Raw genomic sequence first — 26,574 nt, 5'->3', positions numbered from 1 at the left:
CACAATTTTATATGGAATTAATTAAGAGCTCATGGCCATGAAAAACCACAAGCGACTCAGTGTAACACGCTTACTGACTCCTGTAGCACTTGCTATCGCATTGACAGCCTGTTCCACCCCTCCCTCAACCCCCACATCGGTTGATATTACACTCGAACCAAGTCAATCAATGCAAACTTACCTCATGCGTGCGGATAGCGCTCAAGGGCGTTTACAGAATGATTGGTTAATCATGGCATTGAAGTCAACAATCGATTCCAATGATTTTTATCAAGCCAATTTGTTAACTCAACGCTTATCTCGTCAGTCTTTATTGCCTTCACAACAGGCACAGTTTCAGCTTGAACAGGCGGGGCTGGCGGCTAGGCAACAAAATTTCGAGGAAGCGCTCGGTCACCTTAACTTTAAATCATCGTGGCATTTGGCCAACAAGCAGTGGGAAGACTATCACCAACTCAAGGCAAAATTGCTTGCTCAACAAGAGCAATATTTTGAGGCAGCTCGCGAAACCATCAAGCTTTCTCAATATGTTGGGCAATCCCAGCAGGCGATGATCGCACAGCAAGTCTGGAGTAACCTAAATCAATATAACCAACATCAAATCACACAGCTCTCAGCCGAACCAGATGAAGCGGTGTTGGACGGATGGTTACAGATCGTAATTTACGTAAAAACGTTGTCGAGTAATATACCACAACTCAAAAACACCCTAGAAAAGTGGTTAGCAGAGAACCCCAATCATCCCGTTTCCGTTTATACCCCTAGGGCGATTGAAGATATTCTCAGTCTTGATATTGTCAAACCTGTTAACACCGCCTTACTGCTTCCTCTTTCAGGTAAGTTTGCCAAACAAGCTCAGTTAATTAGAGACGGCTTTATCTTGCAAATGATGAATGATTCGCAACGGGATAAGAATGCCAATTTGACCGTTATTGATACGAAAACCGTGACACCTGAAGAACTGGAACGAACCCTTCAAGACAAAAACATCGACTTCGTTGTCGGCCCTCTAATCAAAAGTAATGTAGAAAAGCTTCAACAAGCACAGGCCAAGTTGACACATCCGATTCCCACATTAGCGTTAAATATCCCAAATAATCTGGAATCTGGAAATAACACCTGCTACCTCGCGCTTTCTCCCGAGCAGGAAGTTGCACAAGCGGCAAAACACCTGTTTGCTCAAGGTTATCGTTATCCTTTGATTCTTGCCCCTCAAGGTCGCCTTGGCACCCGGGTTGTTGAAGCATTCGAAAAGGAATGGAAAACCTACAGCAGCAATAAATTGGCAGTCAATCTATTTGGCGATAAACGCCAACTGCAAAAAGACATCAATAAAGTTTTTGGCTTGCAGGAAAGTCAACAGCATATTGCACAAATGGGATCCTTACTTAAGATCCCTCTTGAAAGCCAGCCACGTAGTCGTCGGGACATCGATGCAGTTTACATTGTCGCGAGCAGCGCAGAGTTAACACTCATTAAACCTTTTATTGAAGTCGCCATTAACCCAGATACTACCCCACCACAACTTTTTTCAAATTCCCGTAGTAATAGCGGACGTCAGCAATATGAAGATCTGACTAACGTGATGTATAGTGATATACCACTTCTCATTCAACCTAATGCTGCCCTTGAAGCACAAATGGAGCAATTGTGGCCGAAAGACTCCAATGCTGAGAAGCGCTTACAAGCTCTAGGTATGGACGCTTACCTATTGATGGAACAATTGCCACAGATGAAAGTCGTCAAGGGGCACCGCATCGAAGGCAACACTGGTGTACTAAGCATCAATGATGAATGTGTTGTTCAGCGCGAAATTAGCTGGGCGAAACACAGTGTTTCGCAATAAACGAAAGAGTGGCGAGTTTTATGAGGCTATGGCGGAAACATTCCTTAACCGCCACGGCCTTTCCTTACTCGAAAAAAACTTTAATACCAAAGTGGGGGAAATCGACCTTATAATGCAAGAGGGCTCGACGATTGTATTTATCGAGGTACGATACCGATCTCATCAGCGCTTTGGTCATGCTGCAGAAACTGTCACCCAAACTAAGATGAACAAAATTATTAAAGCCGCACACCAATGGCTTATGAAACAAAGTAAATCTGTCCATTCGACAGATATTCGATTTGATGTTATCGCAATGCACGAGCATGGCGACCAAATCGACTGGATAAAAAACGCAATAATTGAAGGATAATCAATGCTAGACAGCATTAAAGACAGCTTTACCGAAAGTATTCAGATACAGATTGCCTCTGCTGAAGCACTACCCGATGCAATCACTCATGCCGCTCAAGCAGTCGTGGCCAGCTTACTGAACGGCAACAAAATTCTTTGCTGTGGTAACGGCGGATCTTCGTCAAATGCGCAACAATTTGTGTCCTGTTTGCTCAACCGCTTTGAAACAGAACGACCTAGCCTGCCTGCCATGGCTTTGACCGCAGATAATACTACACTTACCGCTGTTGCTAACGATTATCACTATGAAGAAATTTTTTCCAAGCAGGTGCGAGCGTTTGGCCAAACTGGTGATGTTTTGTTAGCAATATCAACAAGCGGAAACAGCAAAAATATTATTAAAGCCATGGAAGCAGCCGTCACGAGAGATATGACTATTATTGCTTTCACAGGTAAGGATGGTGGTGAAATGGCAGGACTTCTGGGTGAAAACGACGTAGAAATTCGTATTCCGTCTCACAGAACTGTTAGAATTCATGAAGTACATATGGTGACACTTCACTGCTTGTGCGATCTTATCGATCAAGTACTCTTTCCCGCTCACGAAGATTAGCTTATGACCTATTTTAGATTATTGATTCTCCTCTCCCTACTTTTAGGCACAACGGGTTGTGCTGGCTTATTCGTTGCTGGTGCAGCCACCACTGCGAACATTGTTTCCGATCCTCGCAGTACTGAAAAAATGTGGAGCGATAGCAGCATCGAATTTGAAGTCGCGGGACTCAGTAATAAAGCCCCTTTTCGACGAGAGGTCAGAATTACAGCCAATGCTTACGATGGAAGTGTCGTATTAATGGGGCAGGCGATAAACAAAGAATTATTGAATGAGTTTGTCGCGAAGACGAAATCGATTAAAGGCGTGACCAAAGTCCATAATCAGGTTCGAATCAAATCACCGCTTTCCGTCGGGCAAATAAGCCACGATAGTTGGATTACGACAAAAGTAAAATCAGCACTGCTGACGAACAAAGATCTTAATGGTGTCACCATCAAGGTGATTACCGAAGACAAAGAAGTTTTCCTACTAGGCTATGTCTCCCCAGAACAGGCCGATATCGCCATTGAAGTCGCACGTAATATTTCTGGCGTGAAAAGAGTCATAAAGGCATTTGAAACCAATCGCTAAGATTACCTTCAGTCAATAAAAAAGCAGCGTAATCGCTGCTTTTTATTTACTTAATTATCCGTAAGCTCGGGCGACCACCCTTAGGGCGGGGCGGCTCATCATCGGGAGAGGGATGCTCTTCCTCACCTGTCGACTCCCCTTCGCTGCGTTCCGTGGCCAGTGTCAAAATAGACTCTTGCCCGCTCTCATCGTCAGCCTCAGTGTTATGGGGTTCAAAATCATCCGTATAAGCCTCTTCTGGTTCAAACATCGTACCCGCACCATTTTCACGAGCATATATCGCTTGCACCGCATACAGGGGAACGATAACAGAATGAGGTCGACCTGAAAAACGCGCATTAAACGTCACTGCGTCGTCACCCAGTTCTAGATTACCAACCGCTCTTGGAGCAATATTGAGAATGATCTGCCCATCTTGAATAAACTCGACAGGAACACGAACTCCAGGGAGTGTCGCTTCTACCACAAGATGTGGAGTCAGATCATTATCAACTAACCAATCATAAAAGGCTCGAAGCAGATATGGGCGTCGAGGCGTCATTTTTGCTATGTCCATATCGCTTCCAATTAGCGAGTCAGGCGCATTTCGCGCTCAGCCTCGGTCAACGAAGCTAGGAAAGAATCACGCTCAAAAACACGGTTCATATAAACTTTGAGCTCTTTTGAACCAGGTCCCGTAAGTTCAATACTCAACTCAGGTAAACGCCACAGTAGTGGAGCCAAATAACAATCGATCAAGCTGAACTCTTCGCTCATGAAGTATTCATATTCGGCAAACACAGGGCCTAGAGTAAGAAGGTCATTACGCAGTTTATTACGTGCACTTTCAGCTTCTTCAGCGCTGCCGTTCACCACTTTCTCTGCCAGTGTGTACCAATTTTTTTCAATGCGATAAATCATCAGACGACTATTACCGCGAGCCACTGGATAAACAGGCATCAATGGTGGATGAGGAAAACGCTCATCCAAGTATTCCATGATGATTTTAGAGTCATAAAGCGCCAGTTCGCGATCGACTAAAGTCGGTACTGATTTGTACGGGTTCAGTTCAATAAGCTCAGCAGGAAGATTTACTTCATCTACTAATTCAACTTCAACACTGACACCCTTTTCAGCCAGAACAATACGTACCTGATGGCTATACATATCAGATGCACTTGAAAATAGAGTCATCACAGAACGTTTATTGGCAGCTACAGCCATGGAGCCCTCCAGCACACTTAGATATAAAAAACAATGGAGGCTAAGCCTCCATTGTCAACATTAGAATTGGAAAATAGCAGGGCATATTAGCACATTTAGTGCACATCGCGCCAATATTCTTTCTTGAGAAGAACAACCACTACTGAGAAGACAACAAGAAAAGCCATAACCCACCAACCAAGAGCATGACGCTCAAGTTTGACTGGATCACCAGAATATTCTAGGAAGTTGACTAAATCGCGGACAGCGTTGTCGTATTCTTCTGTGTTTAGCTCACCAGTGCCATCACTCTCAACGCCGACAAGAACGCGATGCTCTTCCCCGTTGATCATTTCTGTTTCATAGCGTGCTTTTGGAATGCCTTGCAACTCTTCGAGCACATGGGGCATACCGACACTAGGAAAAACGACATTATTTACGCCAAAGGGACGAGAAGGATCCTCGTAGAAAGAACGTAAATAGGTATAGAGCCAATCCGCACCACGCACACGAGCGACCAAAGTCAAATCTGGTGGCGCAGCACCAAACCATTTCGCAGCGGATTTATCAGGAATCGCGTTCTCCATTAATGAACCTACTTTGGTTTCTGGATCAAAAATCAGGTTCTCTTTCAACAGATCAACAGGTATTCCTATATCCCTTCCCACACGCTCATACCGTTGATATTGAGCAGAATGGCACCCAAAACAGTAATTCATGAACATCTTAGCGCCATTTTGCAGTGACGCTTTATCACTGAGGTCATTATTTGCTTTATCTAAAGGTACGTTAGCACCAGCTGCCATGGCCAGCGAAGGCAGCATTGCAAGTAAAATTACAATCCATTTTTTCATTTAAATGTCACCCTGTCTGGTAATGGCTTAGTTGCTTCATTTTTACTGTAATAAAACAGGAGTACGAAGAACATGAAATAAGCGACGCTGAAGATCTGCGCTAATAACGTGTAAGTAGGTGTCGCGGGTAAGGCACCCAAAACGCCCAACGCAATAAAGCTGATCGTGAATTGGATGATATTCAACAAATGGAATTTACTGCGATACCGATAAGAACGTACTTTACAGCGGTCAAGCCAAGGCAGAACAAATAACACGGCGATGGACGCACCCATTGCAATGACACCGATCAGTTTATCGGGCACCGCTCGCAATATTGCGTAAAACGGCGTGAAATACCAAACAGGTGCGATGTGCTCTGGCGTTTTAAGAGGGTTTGCAGCCTCAAAGTTAGGTGGCTCTAAAAAGTAGCCGCCCATCTCGGGGTTAAAAAATAACACGTAACAGAACAAGAATAAGAAGCCAGCAACACCAATCAAATCTTTAACCGTTCCATAAGGATGGAAAGGTATAGAATCGATAATGTCATACTTTTTCGTGTAGTCTTTGTGGAATTTGAACTGCGTTTCGTAATCGTCGCCCATGCTGCCTTTTGGTAACTTGGTCTCGATTCCGTCTGGGTTATTTGAACCCACTTCATGCAACGCTAAAACGTGAAGAACAATCAGCAACAACAAAACAATCGGTAGCGCTATCACATGCAGTGCAAAGAAACGGTTGAGCGTCGCCCCAGAAATCACATAATCGCCGCGAATCCATAAGGTTAAATCATCCCCTATCACTGGTATTGCACCAAACAGAGAAATAATGACCTGTGCTCCCCAATAAGACATTTGCCCCCAAGGCAATAAATATCCCATAAAGGCTTCAGCCATAAGCACCAAAAAGATCAACATACCGAAGATCCAAAGTAACTCACGAGGCTTTTGATATGAACCATAAATCAAAGCACGGAACATATGAAGGTAAATCACAACGAAGAATGCTGAGGCTCCTGTGGAATGCATATAACGGAGCAGCCAACCATACTCGACATCCCGCATGATGTATTCAACGGAAGCAAATGCCCCATCTCCTGACGGTACGTAGTTCATTGTCAACCACACCCCTGTCAGAATTTGATTGACGAGAACCAGCATCGCCAACGAACCAAACAGATACCAGAAGTTGAAGTTCTTAGGCATCGGGTATTCAGAGAGATGCTTTTTATAAGCATTCATTGCTGGTAGACGTTTTTCTACCCAATCAAGTAAAGCTTGCATCATGCTTCCCCTTCTTCGTCAACACCAATAATAATCTTAGTCTCACTTAGATACGTGTGTTTAGGTACAACAAGATTAAGTGGTGCAGGAACGCCTTGAAAAACCCGGCCCGCCATATCGAACTTTGAACCGTGACAAGGACAGAAGAAACCAGATTTAACACCTTGAACTTGTTCGCTAAAAGTATCGGGTAAATAGGTGGGCGAACAACCCAGGTGAGTACAAATACCCACAGCAATAAAATACTCTGGTTTAATAGAGCGATACGCGTTTTGCGCGTAGGCAGGTTGCTGCTCTTCCCCAGACTGTGGATCACGGAGCTGACCGTCAATATCTTTCAGCCCTTCAACGATCGATTGCGAGCGGCGGACAACCCAAACCGGTTTGCCACGCCATTCAACACGAACCATTTGCCCTTCTTCAAGTTTACCTATTTCAACTTCAACGGGGGCCCCTGCAGCTTTTGCTTTATCACTTGGGTTCCAAGATTTTATAAACGGCACGGCTACTGCGACAGCTCCCAAGCCACCAACAACCGCGGTTGTTGCTGTCAAGAAACGTCTACGGCCGTTATTTAAAGGCGCATTGCTCATCCAAACATTCTCCCATTTGCTCCCCTTAGATTATTATTATTCCTCTTAAGGAGCATGGCTAACAAAATACGAATTTAGTTGTATTTATTTGATGGCAAATGATAAATAAAACCCTACTTTTTGACAAGATAAAGCTACCTTTTTATAACATCCGTGAAGTAAAGCGCCTATGAGGTCACAAAAGGCAGGTAACTCTAGAAATCCTGATAGGAACTGGCGTACAACGCAGTTTTGTCGAGATGAAAAACAAAAAGCCTGGCAAGATGCCAGGCTTTTGAGACCATAGTTCCGATGTAAACACCGAAAGGGTAATCTTCCGAAAAAGATTAACGCTTAGAGAACTGTGGACGACGACGTGCTTTACGTAGACCAACTTTCTTACGTTCAACGCAACGAGCATCGCGAGTAACGTAGCCAGCGGCACGTAGAGCAGGACGGAAAGATTCATCGTATTCCATCAATGCGCGAGTGATACCGTGACGGATAGCACCTGCTTGACCAGAAATACCGCCACCTTTAACAGTTACGTATAGATCCAGTTTTTCTGTCAACTCAACAAGCTCTAGAGGCTGCTTAACAACCATACGAGAAGTTGGACGACCGAAGTATTCATCAAGACTACGCTTGTTGATTACGATGTTGCCGCTGCCTGGTTTAATAAAAACACGTGCAGCTGAGCTTTTGCGACGGCCAGTGCCGTAGTATTGATTCTCTGCCATTTTCGAAATCCCCGATTAGATGTCTAGTACTTGTGGTTGTTGAGCAACATGGTTGTGCTCAGCGCCAGCGTAAACTTTTAGCTTACGGTACATAGCACGGCCAAGAGGACCACGTGGTAGCATACCTTTAACCGCCAGCTCAAGCGCCATCTCAGGCTTACGATCAATAAGCTTCTCAAAGCTGATTGATTTTAGGCCGCCTGGGAATTCAGTGTGACGGTAGTAGATTTTACCTTTAGCCTTGTTACCTGTTACAGTAACTTTCTCAGCGTTTACAACGATGATGTAATCACCAGTGTCAACGTGAGGAGTATATTCGGCTTTGTGTTTGCCACGTAGGCGAGATGCAATTTCACTTGCTAGACGACCAAGAGTTTTACCTTCAGCGTCTACAACATACCAGTCGCGTTTTACAGTTTCTGGTTTAGCAACGAAAGTTTTCATGCTAATAATAACCCGTTTATAATTTAAATTTACACTTAAGGAGCGATTAGCTCCCACTGACTAAGAGTCCAGTCAACACCCCTTCGAGTGGTTGGTTCTCTCGACCCGTTATGTCGAAATACCTTCGATAATCAAGGTCTGCAGTAACGGTGGGTCGCAGGATTATAAAGAAGTCAGTTGAAAAAATCACCTCTTTTCGCTAAATAAATTAACTTTTTACTCGAATTCAATTCGTCGACACTATTATGCCAGATGCTCTTTGGCTAAATAATCGTGACTTTGCATCTCAATCAAGCGCGACTGACAGCGTTTAAACTCAAACTCGAGATTCCCTTGAATATAAAGATCCTCTAAAGGGACTTCAGCAGATAGTATCAATTTAACGTTGCGCTCGTAAAATTCGTCGACCAAAGCGATAAAACGACGAGCCGCGTCATCAACAGTTCTCTCCATCTGCTTAACATCAGCGAGCATGACAGTGTGAAAAATACGAGAAAGTTCAATGTAATCATTTTGGCTTCGTGCTGACTGGCAAAGTTGCTCAAATGTCGCATGAAGGACGCCTTCATGAGCGTTGACAATCGAGATTTGACGATGGTTAATTTCGATGTTTCCTTGTATCGCCTTCCCTTCACCGACAAGCTGCTCGAAGTAGCGTTTGAGATTAGTCTTCGCATTTTCATCCAAAGGGAAATGATAAATTTCTGCTTGTTCAAGTGTTCTCAGTCGGTAATCAATGCCGCTATCAACATTCAGCACTAAGCAATTCTTTTCAATTAAATCAATAGCAGGCAAAAATCGCGCACGTTGCAGACCATTTCGATACAGATCGTGGGGCGGGATGTTGGAGGTCGCCACCAATACAACACCACGTTGAAACAGGGCCTGAAAAAGCATCCCCAAGATCATCGCATCCGTAATGTCGGAGACAAAAAATTCATCGAAACAAATAATATCGGCTTCAGATTTAAACTTTTCAGCGACCAATTCAAGGGGATCATGGACATCGCCTAACGCATTAAGCTCATTATGCACCCGATACATAAAACGGTGAAAGTGAACCCGCATTTTTTTCTGATAAGGCAATGCATCGAAAAAAGTGTCCATTAGATAAGTCTTTCCACGTCCAACCCCTCCCCAAAAGTACAAACCTTTGGGTGCGCTGGGCGCCAATGTTTTTTTTCCTAGCCATCGTTTCCAACCTGCTACTTGCTTCGCCTGCGCACTGACATAATGAATAAATTCATGATAGAGATTGTCCAAAGCTTCAACAGCCTTCACTTGGTCTTCATCCTCTTGAAAACCATGGCTTTTTATATCATTTCTATAACGCTCTATTGGGGTCATCACTGCACTCACATTCTAAAGGTGGCTTGAAACTACTGAGCACAACCCACGCATTTTTCTTTATCGTCTTGGTTTCTCATAGTAACATGTCCGATGAGCATGTGTCGTAAACAACAAAAAACATGTTAAATAACAATAAATAAGGAGCAACTATGCCTTGGATTTATGCCCTCGTAGGTTTGCTTGTCGGTGCTGGTTTAGGAGTCGTCATCTCACGTGTTACCACTCCGGGATACAAAAAAAACCAGAGTATTCATAAAGAGCTAGCCACCGCCAAATTCGAGTTGGAACAACAAAAACAAGATCTTGCAGACCACTTTGCCCAAACGGCTGAAATGCTCGATTCTTTAGGTAGAGAATACACGAAGCTTTACCAGCACATGGCGAAAACGTCTTCGGAGTTGCTGCCTAATACTCCTGAGCAAGATAACCCATTCAGCAAAAGGGTTTCACAGCAGTCGCACACCAGTGATGTTAAGCACGTAGAGGAAATACCACCTCTCAATCAGGCACCAAAAGACTACGTCGCGGGCGAATCCCCCTCTCCTACTGAGGAGCGAAACACGTCGACCGAAACAGACCCTACCCAAAGCACTCAAGCCACCTAGTTTTAACTAAAGCTTTGCTGAACTTTGCAAAGCTTTTTGAGTCATAACTCCCATAACTGTCGATTGATTTCTTGTTTTTGAAACAAATATTAACTATCAGGCCTTACCTTAATTAGGAGTTACCAGATGAAAAAACCTTTGCTTGCTTTAACCGTTCTATCCTTAAGCTTGAGTTCAATCATCACCCCTTTACCTGCAGTAGCGGCATTACCCCTTTCTATCGATGGGGAACAATTGCCAAGTTTAGCCCCAATGCTAGACGCAGTAACACCTGCCGTCGTTAGTATCGCGGTTGAAGGTACACAAGTCTCGAAACAACGAATACCTGAACAATTTCGTTTTTTCTTTGGCCCTGAATTTCCAACCGAGCAACTTCAGGAACGTCCCTTTAGGGGCTTAGGTTCTGGTGTCATCATTAACGCGGAAAAAGGCTATATCGTGACCAACTATCACGTCATCAACGGAGCCGAAAAGATCCGAGTCAAGCTTTATGATGGCCGAGAGTATGAGGCCGAGCTGGTCGGTGGCGATCAAATGTCAGACGTCGCTTTACTGAAACTGGAAAAAGCGAAAAATCTCACTGAGATAAAGATTGCAGATTCCGACAACTTGCGAGTCGGTGATTTCACTGTCGCGATTGGTAACCCCTTTGGACTCGGTCAAACAGTGACTTCAGGTATCGTCTCTGCTTTAGGACGCAGCGGTCTCAATATCGAAAATTTCGAAAATTTCATTCAAACTGATGCGGCGATCAACAGTGGTAATTCAGGTGGCGCCTTGGTGAATTTAAAAGGTCAACTGATTGGTATTAATACTGCAATATTGGGTCCCAATGGCGGTAATGTGGGAATCGGTTTCGCTATACCTTCAAATATGATGACGAATTTAACCGACCAAATCTTAGAATTTGGAGAAGTTAAGCGAGGTATGCTTGGCGTTCAGGGCGGAGAAATTACGTCTGAGCTGGCTGAAGCTTTGGGATATGAATCGAGTAAAGGCGCATTTGTTAGCCAAGTCGTGCCAGATAGCGCTGCTGATAAAGCGGGTCTTCTAGCTGGAGATGTCATTATCTCTATCAATAAAAAGTCGATACATTCTTTTAGCGAGCTAAGAGCGAAAGTCGCTACCATTGGCGCAGGGAAAAAAGTCACACTTGGTGTAGTACGTGATGGTAAGCAGGAGAATTTCGAGGTCACCTTAGGTGAACAACAGAATGCCAAGGCTTCCGCTGAAAAACTCCATGCCGGTCTATCCGGTGCAGAGCTCACCAACACGACCTCAAGCGACAAAATACAAGGGGTTCGAGTCTCCTCTGTTGAGAAAGGTTCTAAAGCTGAAGCCTATCAGTTGGCAAAAGATGACATTATTATCGGTGTGAACCGTAAGCGAATTAAGAATCTGGCAGAATTGAGAAAAATTCTCGAACATGAACCAAGCGTATTGGCACTCAACATCCAAAGAGGCGACCGTACAATTTACTTGGTCGTTCGGTAAAAGTGCGATCACGGCTTTAAAGGATGGCAGGATTTCCTGCCATCCTTTTATTATTACCTCTTCTAATGCTATCCTTTCGCGACTTGTTAGAAACCGAGAATGGTTAGGAAGATATGATGCAATTCTTATTGCGTTCAATAGGTTTAGGCCTAGCAACAGCTATAATATTACTACTCGCCATTCCCTCACTGCGCTCGACACTTATCCCGGAGAATATCCGAGATGAAATAACAATTACCACCGGGCAAGAAATCTCTTTTAATAGCGCTGTACGCAAAGCTGCTCCGGCCGTGGTCAACATCTACAGCAGAAAATACACAGAAGATGACCGCTCCAAACTACTCACTCAGGGGTTAGGTTCCGGCGTTATTGTCAGCGACAAAGGTTATATTATTACCAATTACCATGTTGTCGCTCAGGCCGATCAGATTGTTGTTGCTCTGCAAGATGGCCGCGTTGCTGCCGCTCAGCTCGTTGGCACCGATCGGAATACCGATATTGCTGTTTTACGGGTCGAAGGCAACAACTTACCTGTCATTCCGCTCAACCCAACATACTCCCCCAAAGTCGGTGATGTGGTACTCGCAATAGGTAACCCCTACAATCTTGGTCAAACAACCACCTTTGGTATAGTCTCCGCGACAGGCCGCTCCTCAATCAGCGCCGGCGGCCGACAAGCTTTTATTCAAACGGATGCCGCGATCAATGAAGGGAATTCCGGAGGGGCACTGGTCAACACCAGGGGAGAACTGGTTGGAATCAATACGGCTTCTTTTCAGCAAGCGACTGAACTAGAAACCGATGGGATATCCTTTGCGATTCCCTTTAACCTGGCCAACAAGATCATGCAGAAAATCATTGCTGATGGACGAGTGATTCGCGGGTATATCGGCATTGACGGACAAGATATCAATTCCGTTACCTCACGCCTTTTGGGCAATGAGCACATAGGCGGTATTGTCGTTTTGGGCGTCGACCCAAATGGCCCAGGCGCGGAAGCTGGCTTCCAAGCACAAGATATTATTTTGGAAATTGACGGACATAAGATCAACGGTCGCCAAAGTGTTATGGATATTGTCACAGAACTGCGTCCAGGCACCACGGTTGCTGTCCTTATTTTACGTAAAGGTAAAGAGCAGACATTGGACGTGACCATTACCGAAGATACACGCAAAATATAACCTCTGACATCGGCTCTGGAGTACTATTAACGCGGTACAAGAAAAAACCCATGCGAAAGCATGGGTTTGATTTACTCGCTATCGTCTTGTCCTTGAGGGGACAGTCCCTCTATATCTATGCTGGTTACTCGTTGCAAACCTCGTGGAAGTAAACTGCCTCTGCGGCCTCGCTCTCCTCGGAAACTGTCCAAATCGACAGGCTTAAGCCCCAATTTCCTCTTACCAGCGTAAAGCGTCAGGCTAGCCCCTTGAGGGAGCACCAAGAGATGAGAGACGACTTCCTCACGCTCTTTGGCTTTCGCTGCCGGTATGTTAATGATTTTATTGCCCTTACCTTTACCAAGTTGAGGTAGGTCTTTAATCGGAAATAACAACATTCTTCCCTGATTCGTGATCGCGATAATTTCATCAGTGTCCAAATTATTGACGATAAAGGGCGTCAATACCTCTGAGTTTTGAGGGAGGGTCACTAAGGCTTTACCACTACGATTTTTTGATAATAGATCACTACCTTTACACACAAAACCATAGCCTGCATCAGAGCCCACCAGCCAAGATTGGTCCTCTTCACCCATAACGACATGACGAATACTCGTTTCAGCATTAATGTTCAAGCGACCAGTAATAGGCTCACCTTGACTACGTGCAGAAGGTAACGAATGCGACTCTAAAGAGTAACTGCGCCCATCATTGCCAATAAACACTGCCGGCTGACTACTTTTTCCGCGTGCATGAGTTAAATATTGGTCACCTGATTTGTAATTTAACGTCGTGGCATCCACATCGTGACCTTTCGCATGTCGGATCCAACCTTTGTCAGACAACACAACCGTAATCGGTTCACTCGGAACGAGGTCACGTTCAGTGAGCGCTTTTGCTTCTGCGCGTTCCATCAAAGGTGAACGACGATCATCACCATACTTCTCTGAATCCGCTTGAATTTCTCTTTTTAACAGTGTGTTAAGACGACGATCCGAGCCCAGCAACTTCTCTAATTTTTCGCGCTCTTTCTCCAACTCATCCTGCTCACCGCGCAGTTTCATCTCTTCCAATTTGGCAAGGTGGCGAAGTTTCGTATCGAGAATGGCGTCAGCTTGAATATCACTGATCCCAAACCGAGCCATTAACACGGCTTTAGGCTCATCTTCGGTGCGAATAATTTCGATCACTTCATCGAGATTAAGATAAGCGACCAATAAACCTTCTAAGATGTGTAATCGCGCGAGGACTTTATCCAAACGATGTTGCAATCGGCGGCGAACGGTTGTTCTGCGAAATTCAATCCACTCAGATAAGACCTGCACCAAACCTTTAACTTGAGGTCGGTTATCTAAACCAATCATATTAAGGTTAACGCGGAAATTCTTTTCAAGATCCGTGGAGGCGAACAAATGGTTCATTAATTGGTCGCAGTCTATGCGGTTGGAGCGAGGAACAATAACAATACGCGTCGGATTTTCATGGTCTGATTCATCACGTAAATCTTCAACCATTGGAAGCTTCTTCGCCCTCATTTGACCCGCTATCTGTTCAAGTAATTTCGCGCCTGAAACTTGATGCGGCAAAGCAGTGATAACAATATCATTGCCTTCTTTGTGCCATACCGCACGCATTTTGATGCTACCACGACCGGTACGATAAATTTTTTCAATCTCAGCTTTTGGAGAAATAATTTCCGCTTCGGTTGGATAATCCGGTCCCTGAACAAAGTTCATCACATCAGCTAATTCTGACTTGGGATGGTCAATGAGATGTATAGCCGCTTCCGCTATCTCACGAACATTGTGTGGCGGGATATCCGTTGCCATCCCAACAGCAATACCGGTAATTCCATTGAGTAGAATATGAGGTAAACGTGCTGGTAACATTTGAGGTTCTTTCATCGTACCATCAAAGTTTGGCTGCCACTCAACGGTACCTTGGCCCAATTCACCCAACAAAACCTCCGCAAATTTTGATAATTTTGCTTCGGTATAACGCATAGCTGCAAACGACTTGGGATCATCTGGTGCTCCCCAGTTACCCTGACCGTCAACAAGTGGATAACGATAAGAAAACGGCTGTGCCATCAATACCATGGCTTCATAACACGCCGAATCGCCATGTGGATGGTATTTACCCAGCACGTCCCCAACGGTTCGAGCTGATTTTTTGTATTTAGCCGTCGCTGAAAGCCCTAATTCTGACATCGCATAAATTATGCGCCGCTGAACTGGTTTTAAGCCATCACCTATATACGGCAGGGCACGGTCCATAATGACGTACATTGAGTAATTGAGGTAAGCATCTTCGGTGAACTTGCGCATTGGCAGCTGTTCAACGCCATCGTAAGTAATTTCTGTCGACATTCCTTAAACCTCTGCCATATCGCCATTGCTCTGCAACCAAGAACGTCGGTCATCCGCACGTTTTTTGCCTAAAAGCATGTCCATCATTTCCATTGTCGCTTGAGAATCATCGATCGTTAGTTGCACTAACCTTCGGGTATTTGGGTCCATGGTTGTTTCACGCAACTGAAGGGGATTCATCTCACCCAACCCTTTGAATCGTTGAACATTAATCTTAGCTTTCTTCTTTGAGAGGCGTTCAAAAATACCCTCTTTTTCATCGTCATCCAGGGCGTAAAAGACTTCTTTCCCACAATCAATACGATACAGTGGTGGCATCGCGACATAAATATGCCCAGCTTCAACCAGAGCTCGGAAATGGCGAGTAAATAGAGCACATAGCAGAGTCGCAATATGCAACCCATCAGAATCCGCATCGGCGAGAATACAAATCTTGCCATAACGCAAGCTTTCAAGATTGTCGTTATCTGGGTCGATACCTAACGCAACAGAAATATCGTGAACTTCCTGCGACGCTAAAACCTGATCGGCAGAGACTTCCCAAGTATTAAGAATCTTGCCTCGCAATGGCATCACTGCCTGAAACTCACGATCGCGCGCCTGCTTCGCTGAACCTCCTGCCGAATCGCCTTCAACGAAGAAAATTTCGGTCCGGTTTAAATCCTGAACAGAACAATCGGTTAATTTACCAGGCAATGCTGGCCCTGACGCCACTTTCTTACGGACGACTTTCTTACTGGCACGCATACGCCGATGCGCATTGGCAATACAGACTTCTGCCAGTTGCTCTGCCAATTGAGGTTTCTCGTTCAACCAGAGACTAAATGCATCTTTAACCACACCAGACACAAAAGCAGCCGTCTGACGGGAAGAAAGACGTTCTTTTGTCTGGCCGGCAAATTGTGGATCTTGCATTTTAACGGACAAAACGTATGAGCAGCGTTCGAAAATATCATCTCCGGTTAGCTTAACCCCTCTAGGCAACAGATTGCGAAATTCACAAAACTCTCTCATCGCATCCAGCAACCCTTGGCGCAGCCCGTTGACGTGGGTGCCTCCCTGTGCAGTTGGAATAAGATTAACGTAACTCTCGGTGATCATTTCTCCGCCTTCAGGCTGCCAAATGATCGCCCAATCAGCGGCTTCAGTTTCGGCCGAAAATTCACTGGTAAACGGCTCTTGTGGCAAGACGGTGTAACCTTTCACCCCTTCTGCAAGGTAATCTTTCAGGCCATCCTCGTAGTACCATTTGTGTTCGTTACCATTGACTCTGTCAGAGAAGGTGATCTCAAGCCCCGGACACAACACCGCTTTTGCTCGAAGATTGTTCAGTAAACGCGTAACAGAGAAATTGGGAGAATCGAAATATTGGCCATCAGGCCAAAAATGAACACTGGTGCCTTTGTTGCGCTTGCCACAGGTTCCTGTCACCGTTAAATCGGAAACTTTATCGCCATGTTCAAAAGCAATGTCGTAGACTTGCCCATCTCTGCGAACGGTCACTTCCACGCGCTTAGAAAGCGCATTGACAACTGAAATTCCGACGCCATGAAGGCCACCAGAAAATTGATAATTCTTATTAGAAAATTTACCACCTGCGTGTAATTTACACAGGATCAGTTCCACACCGGAAACCTTCTCTTCCGGGTGTATATCAACGGGCATGCCACGACCGTCATCAGTAATTTCCAATGATTGATCAGCATGTAAAATCACTTGAACTTTGGAGGCGTGTCCGGCTAACGCTTCATCGACACTGTTGTCGATGACTTCTTGCCCCAAGTGATTGGGACGTGCGGTATCCGTATACATCCCAGGTCGGCGACGTACTGGCTCCAAACCATTAAGAACCTCAATGGCCCCAGCATTATATTGTTCAGTCATAATACGGATTATCGTTATGTAGAATAAATGGACTACTGAGCGAATAGGGTGTTGTGGTTTTTTTAATTATTGTCAACATTGAAAAAACATCACAAGCTATCCCCATTAATGTAAAGCTCAGTACAGGTGAAACATAGTCTGGAAGAGAAAGCACTATGTCAAGAGAGATAACTAAGTTACCTGTAAATTTATGACTCCTCCCCCAATGAGGAACTATAGGCCAAGAAATTCAATAATACTCTTAGGATAGCGTTCAAAACCAACAAAGCTATGGTCCCCGCCCGGCTCAACGGTCTGTTTAGACCCTGAAAATTTTGTGATGGCCTCACGGTAGTCCAAAACTTCGTCTCCGGTTTGTTGGAGTAACCAGAAATCCGCAGGGTCGGCTAAGGTCGGAGTATCAAGCGCCTTTAGCTCTCCAATGTGTTTATTTTCTAACTCATAGCATTGCTGAGTATAGGGGTTTTTCTGCGGTCCCAAGTAATCAACTAACAGCTCGTACGGCTTGACCGCTGGGTTGATGACAACCGCTTTACACCCAAATTGTGTATTGAGCCACATCGACATATAGCCACCAAGAGAACTTCCGATAAGACCAATTTTATCATTGGCTCCATAGTTCCGGATAATATTGCGCAAATAATCAGCGGCCAGTTGAGGAAAGCACGGTAGCTGGGGAATAAGAAGGTCGATATCGGGACGATGTCGCTGGCAGTACTCTGACATGACACTCGCCTTATGAGATAAGGGAGAGCTGTTAAAACCATGGATATAAATCAGCACAAGCGATGGCATAATGGCCTCAATTCACTTTAATCAGTAGCCAGAGGAACTAAAGTCCGGTTGATAACTGCCTGCGGGCAAGCGTGTTACTTGGGTCTCAAGTCCCCCATCAGGAAACAAAACCATCTCCCGCCAGCCAGGCGAGCGATTGTCGAGACAGAAATCATCAGATTTCGGTTTAAACTGTACGCAAGTTGATGGTGTCGCCATGACACGAATTCCATGATGCATCACATTCATATCTTGGTGAACATGACCGCACACGACCGCTTTGACGTTACTATGTTGCTCAATCACAGCCCAAAACTGTTGTGCATTTTTCAGATTATGCTGATCCAACCAAGCGCTTCCAATCAACAACGGATGATGGTGCAATAAAATTAACGTATGCCTGTTTGGATACTGCGACAAACTCTGCTCTAGAACCGCTAACTGCTTTTCACAGAGGAAACCATGTGGCACGCCCTCAACTTGAGAATCAAGCGACACCATCTGCCAAGCATCTCCAAGTAGCACATGTTCAATTTGCTTGATTTGCTCAGATGGGATGACTGAAGCCATCGTCGGCTTATAATCGTGGTTACCTGGCAACCAAAAACACGATTTCTTAAGAGATGAAATCCCCTGCGCGAAACGTTGATAAGATACTTTAGAATGATCTTGGGTAATATCCCCAGTGGCCAATAACGCATCGTAGGCAGGATTTATTTTTGCAATTGCATCAACAACAGCGAGAAAACTATCGCTAGTATTCACGCCTAACAGGCTACCGTCCGCTGCTTCAAACAGGTGAGTATCGGTTATTTGTAGCAGTCTGATGCTGCCATCTGATGTACTTGACGTTACGTTCAAAACTAAAAAACCTAAATATTAAGTGGCGTACGACTAATACCATGCCTTAAACAAAAGGATAACCAATCCCCCAAAAACCGATTCAGCTGTACTTTTTCATCTTGTTGAACCATTTTAGCATTTGGGTATTCATAACGAGCATGAACCCTCTTCAAATGCGCACATTCACACACTTCCGCTACGCGAGCATCGTGATAAAGCCTGACAGACATTTTTGGCAATGGAAATACTGGTACGTCATCACTTTGACAGATATCGACCAAAGTTGTGTACTTTGTGACTTCACACACCAGAATTTGGTAGCTCATGTTGGCTGCCTGATAGCAACGGACGTCCCCGACCTTAGCTGCATTAGGTATTAGCGCATTGAGCTTGGCATAATTGGTTTCATAAGTACGCATCAGATCAGACAAATCAACGTGATACGATTTTTTAACTGCTACTTGTGCCATTTTTCTCTCAAAGATTGATGATTAAGCTGTAACCATTGCAATGCAATAATTGACGCTCCATTTTCAAACTTCCCATCGACAACCCATTGATAAGCGGTATCGCGATCGACAACTTGAACTCTTATATCCTCTCCTTCATAGTCTAAACCATGAATGCCTTGAGCGGTGAACGCATCCACTTTTCCGATATACACATCTAACTTCTCGGAACAACCTCCAGATGAAGGGTAATAAGACGTCACCTTAATCATATCATTGACTGAGATACCCGCTTCTTCCATGGCTTCACGCCGCGCGACTTGTTCCGGCAGCTCGCCAGTGTCAATCATGCCAGCAATAATTTCCAGTTGCCAAGGTGATTCATGCTCTAAAGCGCCGACTCTTATTTGCTCAATAAGCACAACCTGATCCGTCACAGGGTCGTAAGGCAGTAAGCTGACTGCGTGTCCTCGCTCAAACATCTCTCTTTCAATCACTTGACTCCAACCACCCGCAAATAACTTATGCCTAAAACGGTATTTGATCATCCTAAAAAAACCCTGAAAGAGCGTTTCTTTTGAAATAATTTCTATATCTTGTGGCGTAAATTGGCTTTGTTTGTTGTCAGATAGTTGCATTTGGCACCTCAGTGAGTGAGTCTTATAGTTTACTCAGACAAAAGCTTAACTTCCAAGGGCACGGTTCAACTTTTTATATAATATTTATTTTCTGAGTTAAATTGATGCACTAAATATATTGCACAAGTGGATAATTAAGTGTAAAAAGTTGCAAAGTTTTGCGTAAATTAGCATCGGTATGAGTTACACTCTCGCTGTATCATCTTTCGTATTTTGGCAGGAATAGGACCTATGAAAAAACTGCTTCCACTATTTATTAGTGCAGCTCTAGGCAGCCTAAGCACCCAAGCTTTCGCTGATACACTAACGGAAATTTATAACCAAGCAAAAGACAGTGACCCGACTCTGTTGAGTGCCGCCGCGACGCGTGAATCTGCGTTCGAGGCCATTACATCAAGCCGTGCAACCTTGCTGCCTCAAATCAACCTGACGGCCGCTTATGACGTCAACCGCGGCAAGTTAACGGATGTTGATAACGATTCTGAGGCTTGGAATGCAACGGTAGGATTCACACAAGAGCTGTACGATCGTTCAAGCTGGATTACTCTCGATACCGCAGAGAAAGGGGCCCGAAAAGCTGATGCTTCCTATGCAGCCACTCAGCAGGCATTGATTCTTCGCGTCGCCACCGCTTACTTTGAGGTTCTACGAGCACAAGACAATTTGGTGTTTGTGCAAGCAGAAAAAGCCGCCGTCGGCCGCCAACTTGAGCAAACCAAACAACGCTTTGAAGTCGGCCTCTCTGCTATCACTGACGTACACGATGCGCAGGCACAATATGACTCCGTTCTTGCTGACGAAGTACTGGCGGAAAATAGTCTACTCAATAGTTATGAAGGTCTTAGGGAAATCACGGGACTGGAACATTCAAATCTGAATGTGCTCGATATTGCGCGTTTTTCGGCCAGCAAAACGGAAACACCGGTTAACGAACTGGTCGAGGAAGCCCAGCAAAAAAACCTAAGTTTGCTGTCGTCTCGTATATCAAAAGACATCGCCAAAGATAATATTTCTCTTCAACGTTCTGGCCACCTACCCTCACTAACCTTGGACGGCGGTTATACGCTTGCTGAACAGAAAAAAAGTGACCGAGTCTCTCAGAATTACGATTCCGACAACTTCAATATAGGAGTGAATCTCGCGGTTCCCCTGTACTCTGGTGGTTCGACAACATCACTGACGAAACAAGCAGAGTTTGATTTCGTTGCGGCAAGTCAGGACCTCGAAGCAACCTACCGCAGTGTGGTCAAAGATGTGCGTGGCTTCAACAACGACATTAACGCCAATATCGGCGCAATCCGAGCGTATGAGCAAACGGTGGTGTCGGCAAGATCGGCGTTGGAAGCGACAGAAGCGGGGTTTGATGTCGGAACACGAACCATTGTGGATGTTCTCGATTCGACACGTAATCTCTATGACGCCAATAAAAACTTATCGAACGCGCGGTACAATTACATCTTAAGTGTACTTCAACTGCGTCAGGCGGTCGGCTCACTGAGTGAGCAAGACATCTTAGACATCAGTGCTGGCTTAAAAGAAGAAGCAAGCAGCTAAATGTGAAAAAAGAGGTTAATGTTCTCGCATTAGCCTCTTTTACTTCGTATTGCCAATCAATAGATAAGATTGGTCCCAACATTCTTGTCTACCCAGCGTATCTCTCTGCTGTCGCGACGCAGTATCAGCGTCACATCAATCGGCCGTTGAACATACACAGCAAACTGCCAAGAAAAAGCCACTTGCCAATGAATGTGATTGAGGGTCCGTAAATCGAGAGATGGGTTATCAATTATCCAACGCTCATCACCCTGAGAAAGAGTAAGGCTATCCACTTCAAGTGTGGCGAGCAGACCTCCATCAGACTCCAATGATAAACTGCCCTGAATCACTGGCTCGATATTTTTTCCAATGTTGGTATTTTATTTAACCAGAATTGGCTTTCAAGTTGAATCGGTGGCTGAGTAACCAGCGCCTTACCATCCCCCTTCGAAAGAATAGGCATTGCAGAGCACCCAGCAAAAACCATCACACCCATGGCAATACACAAGGCAGTTCTCTTCACGGTGATCACCTTTGAGCCAACCACTCTTTAAGTGTTGAAATATCATTCCGGTATTCATTCTTAATCTCTTCAACCCAGTCATCAATATTTTTCCACCAAGCCGGCAAATCTGGGGACTGAGCCTTCTGAGCCACTTTCTGAATGTGCTTTAAACCTATCGATCCTGCTGCCCCTTTGATTTTATGTGATTCAGACACGATTCCTGACTGATGCTTTGCAATCATATTGGAGTCTAGAACTTCCACATATTCAGGCATCATCTTCTCAAACATCTCGATACTGTCGAGAACCGGTTGAGTTCCAACGATTCCGATGTAAGATTCCAGCATATCAAGGTCCAAAATGCGCTCGTACAAATCGTTGCTTTCTGCGCCATCATGGGACGCTCCCCGTTCTAGTTCAGGGGAGGTATCTTGAGAAGAGAGTTTGGCCATTACATCCTGGACCGCCGTCACTGATAATGGCTTACTTATCGCGTCATCCATCCCTTTTTCTAGGTATTCGTGTTTATTTTTAAGCACGTTGGCCGTTAGGGCCACTAAGGGAGGGAGATCCCGATAAGTGCGTCTAAAAAACTCAGCAACATCAAAGCCAGACATATCCGGTAACTGGATATCAAGAAAGACCAGATCGTAAATTTCTGGATCAAACATTTCAATCGCTTCTTGACCTGTCATCGCAACGCTCACTTCATGTCCCATGCTTTCTAGCAAAGAGCGCGCAACCGTAATATTCAATTCAATATCTTCTACCATAAAAATATTGAGATCCCTATGCGCTGAAGGCAACGTTTCAATTTCTTTGACTCCTTCCGCTAAAGGCACTCGAATCGTCACAGTAAATGTACTCCCAAACCCCTCCTCGCTACTGACTGAAATATCACCATCCATCAATTTAATTAACTGCTTAGAGACAGCCAATCCAATTCCAGTCCCCACCGCATGAAGGTTATCTTTGCCTGATTTCACCTGATAATACATGGCAAAAATTTTATCCATTTCCGTTTCGGGGATGCCTATACCACTGTCCTCGATTTCCATCATGATGGTTGCAATGCCCTGCTCCACTTCAGCATCCACGGTCATCACGACTCCGCCCTCTTTGGTAAACTTCATTGCATTGCTCATCAAATTCCATAAAACCTGACGCAAACGTGTTGCATCGATTTCAATCGCTGTGGGCAAAACGCTTAAACGCTCCAAATCAAAACGTAAACCTTTTTGAGAAGCCATAAGCGCAGAAATACTTTCTATTTCAGCAATAAATTCTTCAAAATTAAGAGGCGCGGGAAATAACTCAAGTTTGCGCCGATCAAACTTATCCATATCGATAATATCGTTAAAAATATTGCCAAGCGTAATCGCACTTACGTTGATCGTTTGCATATGATGTCTTTGTTCATCGTTTAAATGCGTATCCAAGAGCATACGGCTCAAACCAACAATGCCGTTTAAGGGAGTCCGCAATTCATGGCTAATCGTAGAGATAAAGGTTGTTTTGTCTCTGCTGGCTTTCTCTAGAGACTCTTCATGCCGTTTGCGCTCGGTAATATCTCGGCCAAACCCGACCAAACCCAAATGTCGCCCATCTTTGCTGTAAAACGGAACTTTACGCAGTTCAAAATAGCTCTTACGACCATCAGGGTATTCCAGCCACTGTTCATAAGTAAGAGATTGATTATCAGCGAAAACTTTTTCATCAGTATCGACAATCTGTTGCGCCACTTCTTTACTATAAACATCCCAAGGCGTAAGACCGACCAACTGATTTTCGGTTTTACCCGTCAGTTCTTCCATCGCTCGATTGCAACCCGAAAACAACCCCTTTGCGTTGCGATAGTATATAAGGTCAGGCGAGGCATCGATAAATGAGCGTAATAAAGCCGTTCTTTCTGCAAGTTCAAGTTGAGTACGCTCACGCTGATAGACTTCATTTTCCAAATCTTTCATGGCTTCTTCACGTGCCTCTTCCGCTTTTATTCTTTCCTCGATTTCTTGATTCAGTTTGGTGATGTTTTGCTGCAATTGGTGGTTCAGTTCCTGATCACGTGATCGCATGTCCTTTAGTTTAGAAACAAGCTTAGACAAGCGCTGCCGGGATTCTTCTAATTGATCGACAACAACAGAAAGGAAATACACCGCCCAAGGGGTAATCAGCAGTCCAAAGAAAACAGAGCGCACGATATCAAGATCATCGACATGACCACTTAATACCAGAGTGATACCAACCTGAACAACAACAGCCAAAGCCACGAGTGCGAGAGCCAGTAAAATAGAGAAACGCAAAATGCCAAGTTTGACCAAAAGATCAACATAATACTGAGCAAGGTTTTTTATCGGTTTCATAAAGGATCCGAACGATAACAATCAAAGAATGTTACCTTTTTTCCTTTCATACCGCTAAGAGTTCCGAAAGGGGGATCAGGTTAATTTTCGGATGTGTGATGAACACAGGTCTGATTTCTTCCGTTGGCTTTCGCTTGATACAAAGCACTGTCTGCTAAAGCGATCAAGTTTTCCCTACGATCAAACTTGACAGGAATCACCGTTGCTAACCCAATACTGACCGTTAGCACTGGCGCAACTTCAGAGGCCTGATGAGCCAGATTAAGTCGGGCAATTTCATCGTGTATCTTTTCAGCCACTTGCGTTGCGCCAGTGGCTGTGGTGTTGGGTAAAATGAAACCGAATTCTTCTCCACCATATCGGGCAACACAATCACTTGAACGGAATAATACAGATTTGAAAACCCGCGCCACCTCGACCAAGGCCTCATCACCAAGCTGGTGACCGTAGTAATCGTTATAGCCTTTAAAGTAATCAATGTCGCACAACATAATACTTAACGGCTTCGCTTCTCGCACATGCAATGGCCATAAGGTTGCCAGTTGCTCATCAAAACGACGACGATTGGCAATTTGCGTCAAACTGTCCATAAAACTGAGGCGTTCGAGTTCCTGATTTGCTTGTTCTAATTTCTGTGCCGCCAAGTAACGTTCTGAAACATCTCTTGCAAGAATGAGAACGCCATTCGTACCAGAAGCCGGATCACGAAATGGTGATTTGACGACCTCATACCAAGTCACGTCACCATTACTATTAATTACCTGATCGATAAAACGTAATGAAACGCCCTCAAAGAGCACCTTCTGATCCGTCTGAGATAAGCGACTATAAGCTTTCTCTGGAATCACATCCTGGAGCCGCTTGCCAAGCAAGTCATCCACATCAGAAATCCCTAATGCTTTGACAAATGGCTTGTTGCAAGCCTGATACACCATATTTTCATTGAAGATCCCGATTGAATCGGGGCTTGATTCAAGAATATTATGTAAAATGGTATCCCGCTGGGCCAGAGCAACTTCTGTATCCTGACGTTTGTCCATTTCTTCGCGAAGGTTTTTCTGCATAAGGTGCCAATCCGTCACATCGTGACTGATACCAATACTGCCCAACTTTTCCCCAGCAGAAGATAATAAAATGTTTTGGTAAGTCTCCAATAGGCAACTTCGCCCATCAGAATCGGTTGTCCAACGCCTCTTATTGGCACGGCCTTTCACAACACCTTCTATATCGGCACTGCCCTCTTCCACACGTTCACCCCAAAAACGTTCGAACGCCTTATTTTTTGACAGGACTTGACCATGATTGTCTTTAATAAAGACCAGCTCAGATAAATTATCTAATGCGCTACGTACCACTGAAAGTGATTCAATTTCTCGCTCTCTTTCATCGTGGGAGGCCTGATGTGTAGAAACGTAAAGTAGCCAACAGGCTTGGCGACGATACACTGTTTTTCTTCCGCTGATGGTGACTTTGATGCATGTATTTTTCGAGATATTCCACTCTAGTGGTAAATCATTAAAGCCAAGGCTAGAAAATGTGCCTGCAACCGACACCAATAGATCGTCAGAGACAGTCTCTGGCAACAGATAAAACTTCCCAACTCGACGAATCCCCAGAAGCTGTATCGCTTTATTATTTGACAACAATAGTTGTCCAGAACGAGCTTCTACGATCAGCAGCGCCGAAGGGACGTCTTGAATCAGAGCATCAATATGTTTTTGCAGTAGGGAATAGCCAGCCGCGACCAAGATGACGATCAAAAAAAGGCCCATCAGTGCCCAACCGGACCCGCTAGCTATGTCCAAAAACCAATAAAACACGTGCTCCATGTCGATACTCTATTTTTAAACGCCATCTATTAATAAGATTACGAAAGATATCAGTTTATTGCTGACAATTCTGTATTTATCAACCATTCGGTACTGATCAGTAATGATGAGCAACCCTTCCTCCAATAAATAACGCACCAGTGAGTTTGAGCAGAACATAATAAAGACACCTATGCGCAAAAACAGTATATACGCCACGCATTGTATTAAAAATCATCACATTCTTTGACTTTCTCCTTCTATGGAGCTCAATGCTTCCACGCCAACGATTTGTACAAAAATAACATAAATGAAAAAAACAAAGATAAAGACACCCAAGTACAGAAAGCTCAGAATAAGTAAGAAATGAATAAAGA

Annotated in this window: 26 protein-coding genes; 8 read left to right on the top strand and 18 right to left on the bottom strand. The window is 44.6% G+C overall.

From position 1 onward, the window contains the following. The first annotated feature begins 31 nt into the window (after window positions 1-31). The 4 genes from HLM86_RS04605 to HLM86_RS04590 are packed head-to-tail and all read left to right on the top strand — an operon-like array spanning window position 32 to window position 3,365. The gene (locus HLM86_RS04605; protein ID WP_170882315.1) at window positions 32-1,846 is read left to right on the top strand and encodes a penicillin-binding protein activator; all 1,815 of its coding nucleotides are present in this window, start codon (window positions 32-34) and stop codon (window positions 1,844-1,846) included. After that, on the top strand, window positions 1,791-2,198 hold the full coding sequence (locus HLM86_RS04600) for a YraN family protein (protein ID WP_342745374.1): 408 nt from the start codon (window positions 1,791-1,793) through the stop codon (window positions 2,196-2,198). Before HLM86_RS04605 ends, HLM86_RS04600 begins: the two co-directional genes overlap by 56 nt. A gap of 3 nt (window positions 2,199-2,201) precedes the next feature. After that, window positions 2,202-2,792 (top strand): phosphoheptose isomerase, encoded by a 591-nt coding sequence (locus HLM86_RS04595; RefSeq protein WP_076586316.1) that lies wholly within the window; start codon window positions 2,202-2,204, stop codon window positions 2,790-2,792. A 3-nt stretch (window positions 2,793-2,795) separates the two neighbouring features. Then, window positions 2,796-3,365: a BON domain-containing protein gene (locus tag HLM86_RS04590; protein ID WP_076586314.1), complete on the top strand. Its 570-nt coding sequence runs from the start codon at window positions 2,796-2,798 to the stop codon at window positions 3,363-3,365. A 46-nt stretch (window positions 3,366-3,411) separates the two neighbouring features. On the opposite strand, the gene sspB is transcribed toward HLM86_RS04590, so the two are convergent. From sspB to zapE, 8 genes are all read right to left on the bottom strand, one after another. Then, entirely contained in the window at window positions 3,412-3,921 is a 510-nt protein-coding gene (sspB, locus tag HLM86_RS04585; RefSeq protein WP_076586312.1) for a ClpXP protease specificity-enhancing factor, read from the bottom strand. A gap of 11 nt (window positions 3,922-3,932) precedes the next feature. Next, on the bottom strand, window positions 3,933-4,568 hold the full coding sequence (gene sspA / locus HLM86_RS04580) for a stringent starvation protein SspA (protein ID WP_076586310.1): 636 nt from the start codon (window positions 4,566-4,568) through the stop codon (window positions 3,933-3,935). 95 nt (window positions 4,569-4,663) lie between these two features. Further along, window positions 4,664-5,401 (bottom strand): cytochrome c1, encoded by a 738-nt coding sequence (locus tag HLM86_RS04575; protein ID WP_076586308.1) that lies wholly within the window; start codon window positions 5,399-5,401, stop codon window positions 4,664-4,666. Then, a complete protein-coding gene (locus HLM86_RS04570) occupies window positions 5,398-6,663 on the bottom strand; it encodes a cytochrome b (RefSeq protein ID WP_076586306.1) in 1,266 nt (421 codons plus the stop codon). Before HLM86_RS04570 ends, HLM86_RS04575 begins: the two co-directional genes overlap by 4 nt. After that, window positions 6,663-7,256 carry a ubiquinol-cytochrome c reductase iron-sulfur subunit gene (petA, locus tag HLM86_RS04565; RefSeq protein WP_076586304.1) on the bottom strand — a complete coding sequence of 198 codons (594 nt, stop codon included), beginning with the start codon at window positions 7,254-7,256 and terminating at the stop codon, window positions 6,663-6,665. The genes HLM86_RS04570 and petA overlap by 1 nt, the downstream gene beginning before the upstream one ends. 326 nt (window positions 7,257-7,582) lie before the next feature. Then, window positions 7,583-7,975: a 30S ribosomal protein S9 gene (gene rpsI / locus HLM86_RS04560; protein ID WP_038866232.1), complete on the bottom strand. Its 393-nt coding sequence runs from the start codon at window positions 7,973-7,975 to the stop codon at window positions 7,583-7,585. Window positions 7,976-7,990: 15 nt separating this feature from the next. Next, on the bottom strand, window positions 7,991-8,419 hold the full coding sequence (rplM, locus tag HLM86_RS04555) for a 50S ribosomal protein L13 (RefSeq protein ID WP_006877363.1): 429 nt from the start codon (window positions 8,417-8,419) through the stop codon (window positions 7,991-7,993). Between the two features lie 243 nt (window positions 8,420-8,662). Next, entirely contained in the window at window positions 8,663-9,766 is a 1,104-nt protein-coding gene (gene zapE / locus HLM86_RS04550; protein WP_170882314.1) for a cell division protein ZapE, read from the bottom strand. Between the two features lie 152 nt (window positions 9,767-9,918). Here zapE and zapG point away from each other — a divergent pair, with 152 nt between their 5' ends. The 3 genes from zapG to degS all read left to right on the top strand — a co-directional run bounded on the left by zapG (window position 9,919) and on the right by degS (window position 13,049). Beyond that, on the top strand, window positions 9,919-10,374 hold the full coding sequence (gene zapG / locus HLM86_RS04545) for a Z-ring associated protein ZapG (protein WP_076586300.1): 456 nt from the start codon (window positions 9,919-9,921) through the stop codon (window positions 10,372-10,374). A 126-nt stretch (window positions 10,375-10,500) separates the two neighbouring features. Continuing rightward, entirely contained in the window at window positions 10,501-11,868 is a 1,368-nt protein-coding gene (locus HLM86_RS04540) for a DegQ family serine endoprotease (protein WP_076586298.1), read from the top strand. A 113-nt stretch (window positions 11,869-11,981) separates the two neighbouring features. After that, entirely contained in the window at window positions 11,982-13,049 is a 1,068-nt protein-coding gene (degS, locus tag HLM86_RS04535) for an outer membrane-stress sensor serine endopeptidase DegS (protein ID WP_076586297.1), read from the top strand. Between the two features lie 71 nt (window positions 13,050-13,120). Here degS and parC read toward each other — a convergent pair whose 3' ends face one another. From parC to nudF, 6 genes are all read right to left on the bottom strand, one after another. Beyond that, window positions 13,121-15,397 carry a DNA topoisomerase IV subunit A gene (gene parC / locus HLM86_RS04530; RefSeq protein ID WP_170882313.1) on the bottom strand — a complete coding sequence of 759 codons (2,277 nt, stop codon included), beginning with the start codon at window positions 15,395-15,397 and terminating at the stop codon, window positions 13,121-13,123. Between the two features lie 3 nt (window positions 15,398-15,400). After that, entirely contained in the window at window positions 15,401-17,281 is a 1,881-nt protein-coding gene (parE, locus tag HLM86_RS04525) for a DNA topoisomerase IV subunit B (protein ID WP_076586295.1), read from the bottom strand. Between the two features lie 213 nt (window positions 17,282-17,494). Beyond that, window positions 17,495-18,076, bottom strand: coding sequence for an esterase YqiA (gene yqiA, locus HLM86_RS04520; protein ID WP_170882312.1), 582 nt, complete (start codon window positions 18,074-18,076; stop codon window positions 17,495-17,497). Between the two features lie 21 nt (window positions 18,077-18,097). Beyond that, window positions 18,098-18,916 (bottom strand): 3',5'-cyclic-AMP phosphodiesterase, encoded by an 819-nt coding sequence (gene cpdA / locus HLM86_RS04515; RefSeq protein ID WP_076586291.1) that lies wholly within the window; start codon window positions 18,914-18,916, stop codon window positions 18,098-18,100. An 11-nt stretch (window positions 18,917-18,927) separates the two neighbouring features. Beyond that, window positions 18,928-19,368 (bottom strand): DUF1249 family protein, encoded by a 441-nt coding sequence (locus HLM86_RS04510; protein ID WP_076586289.1) that lies wholly within the window; start codon window positions 19,366-19,368, stop codon window positions 18,928-18,930. Then, window positions 19,356-19,985: an ADP-ribose diphosphatase gene (gene nudF / locus HLM86_RS04505; RefSeq protein ID WP_076586287.1), complete on the bottom strand. Its 630-nt coding sequence runs from the start codon at window positions 19,983-19,985 to the stop codon at window positions 19,356-19,358. Before nudF ends, HLM86_RS04510 begins: the two co-directional genes overlap by 13 nt. A gap of 231 nt (window positions 19,986-20,216) precedes the next feature. Between nudF and tolC the strand changes: the two genes are divergently transcribed. Then, window positions 20,217-21,539: an outer membrane channel protein TolC gene (gene tolC / locus HLM86_RS04500; RefSeq protein WP_170882311.1), complete on the top strand. Its 1,323-nt coding sequence runs from the start codon at window positions 20,217-20,219 to the stop codon at window positions 21,537-21,539. A gap of 56 nt (window positions 21,540-21,595) precedes the next feature. Here the strand turns inward: tolC and HLM86_RS04495 are convergent, their stop codons facing one another. From HLM86_RS04495 to HLM86_RS04480, 4 genes are all read right to left on the bottom strand, one after another. After that, on the bottom strand, window positions 21,596-21,850 hold the full coding sequence (locus tag HLM86_RS04495; protein WP_143678122.1) for a hypothetical protein: 255 nt from the start codon (window positions 21,848-21,850) through the stop codon (window positions 21,596-21,598). A 17-nt stretch (window positions 21,851-21,867) separates the two neighbouring features. Next, window positions 21,868-22,044, bottom strand: coding sequence for a hypothetical protein (locus HLM86_RS04490; protein WP_170882310.1), 177 nt, complete (start codon window positions 22,042-22,044; stop codon window positions 21,868-21,870). A gap of 5 nt (window positions 22,045-22,049) precedes the next feature. After that, complete coding sequence (gene arcB, locus HLM86_RS04485; protein ID WP_170882309.1) at window positions 22,050-24,389, bottom strand: aerobic respiration two-component sensor histidine kinase ArcB; 2,340 nt, start codon at window positions 24,387-24,389, stop codon at window positions 22,050-22,052. A gap of 80 nt (window positions 24,390-24,469) precedes the next feature. Next, entirely contained in the window at window positions 24,470-26,218 is a 1,749-nt protein-coding gene (locus HLM86_RS04480) for a diguanylate cyclase domain-containing protein (RefSeq protein WP_076586279.1), read from the bottom strand. Window positions 26,219-26,574: the final 356 nt, after the last annotated feature.

The sequence above is a fragment of the Vibrio ostreicida genome, from assembly GCF_013074385.2.
Taxonomy (GTDB): domain Bacteria; phylum Pseudomonadota; class Gammaproteobacteria; order Enterobacterales; family Vibrionaceae; genus Vibrio; species Vibrio ostreicida.
The sequence above is the reverse complement of the archived record's forward strand: the minus strand, read 5'-3'. Positions and strand labels throughout refer to the sequence as shown.

Coding starts and splice junctions, on each gene's coding strand:
- HLM86_RS04590 (WP_076586314.1), top strand. CDS start 2,796: ATGACCTATTTTAGATTATTGATTCTCCTCTCCCTACTTTTAGGCACA.
- tolC (WP_170882311.1), top strand. CDS start 20,217: ATGAAAAAACTGCTTCCACTATTTATTAGTGCAGCTCTAGGCAGCCTA.
- petA (WP_076586304.1), bottom strand. CDS start 7,256: ATGAGCAATGCGCCTTTAAATAACGGCCGTAGACGTTTCTTGACAGCA.
- degS (WP_076586297.1), top strand. CDS start 11,982: ATGATGCAATTCTTATTGCGTTCAATAGGTTTAGGCCTAGCAACAGCT.
- HLM86_RS04600 (WP_342745374.1), top strand. CDS start 1,791: ATGAATGTGTTGTTCAGCGCGAAATTAGCTGGGCGAAACACAGTGTTT.
- arcB (WP_170882309.1), bottom strand. CDS start 24,389: ATGAAACCGATAAAAAACCTTGCTCAGTATTATGTTGATCTTTTGGTC.
- HLM86_RS04540 (WP_076586298.1), top strand. CDS start 10,501: ATGAAAAAACCTTTGCTTGCTTTAACCGTTCTATCCTTAAGCTTGAGT.
- rplM (WP_006877363.1), bottom strand. CDS start 8,419: ATGAAAACTTTCGTTGCTAAACCAGAAACTGTAAAACGCGACTGGTAT.
- HLM86_RS04595 (WP_076586316.1), top strand. CDS start 2,202: ATGCTAGACAGCATTAAAGACAGCTTTACCGAAAGTATTCAGATACAG.
- HLM86_RS04480 (WP_076586279.1), bottom strand. CDS start 26,218: ATGGAGCACGTGTTTTATTGGTTTTTGGACATAGCTAGCGGGTCCGGT.
- yqiA (WP_170882312.1), bottom strand. CDS start 18,076: ATGCCATCGCTTGTGCTGATTTATATCCATGGTTTTAACAGCTCTCCC.
- zapE (WP_170882314.1), bottom strand. CDS start 9,766: ATGACCCCAATAGAGCGTTATAGAAATGATATAAAAAGCCATGGTTTT.
- rpsI (WP_038866232.1), bottom strand. CDS start 7,975: ATGGCAGAGAATCAATACTACGGCACTGGCCGTCGCAAAAGCTCAGCT.
- parE (WP_076586295.1), bottom strand. CDS start 17,281: ATGACTGAACAATATAATGCTGGGGCCATTGAGGTTCTTAATGGTTTG.
- zapG (WP_076586300.1), top strand. CDS start 9,919: ATGCCTTGGATTTATGCCCTCGTAGGTTTGCTTGTCGGTGCTGGTTTA.
- nudF (WP_076586287.1), bottom strand. CDS start 19,985: ATGCAACTATCTGACAACAAACAAAGCCAATTTACGCCACAAGATATA.
- sspB (WP_076586312.1), bottom strand. CDS start 3,921: ATGGACATAGCAAAAATGACGCCTCGACGCCCATATCTGCTTCGAGCC.
- HLM86_RS04575 (WP_076586308.1), bottom strand. CDS start 5,401: ATGAAAAAATGGATTGTAATTTTACTTGCAATGCTGCCTTCGCTGGCC.
- sspA (WP_076586310.1), bottom strand. CDS start 4,568: ATGGCTGTAGCTGCCAATAAACGTTCTGTGATGACTCTATTTTCAAGT.
- HLM86_RS04510 (WP_076586289.1), bottom strand. CDS start 19,368: ATGGCACAAGTAGCAGTTAAAAAATCGTATCACGTTGATTTGTCTGAT.
- HLM86_RS04605 (WP_170882315.1), top strand. CDS start 32: ATGGCCATGAAAAACCACAAGCGACTCAGTGTAACACGCTTACTGACT.
- parC (WP_170882313.1), bottom strand. CDS start 15,397: ATGTCGACAGAAATTACTTACGATGGCGTTGAACAGCTGCCAATGCGC.
- HLM86_RS04570 (WP_076586306.1), bottom strand. CDS start 6,663: ATGCAAGCTTTACTTGATTGGGTAGAAAAACGTCTACCAGCAATGAAT.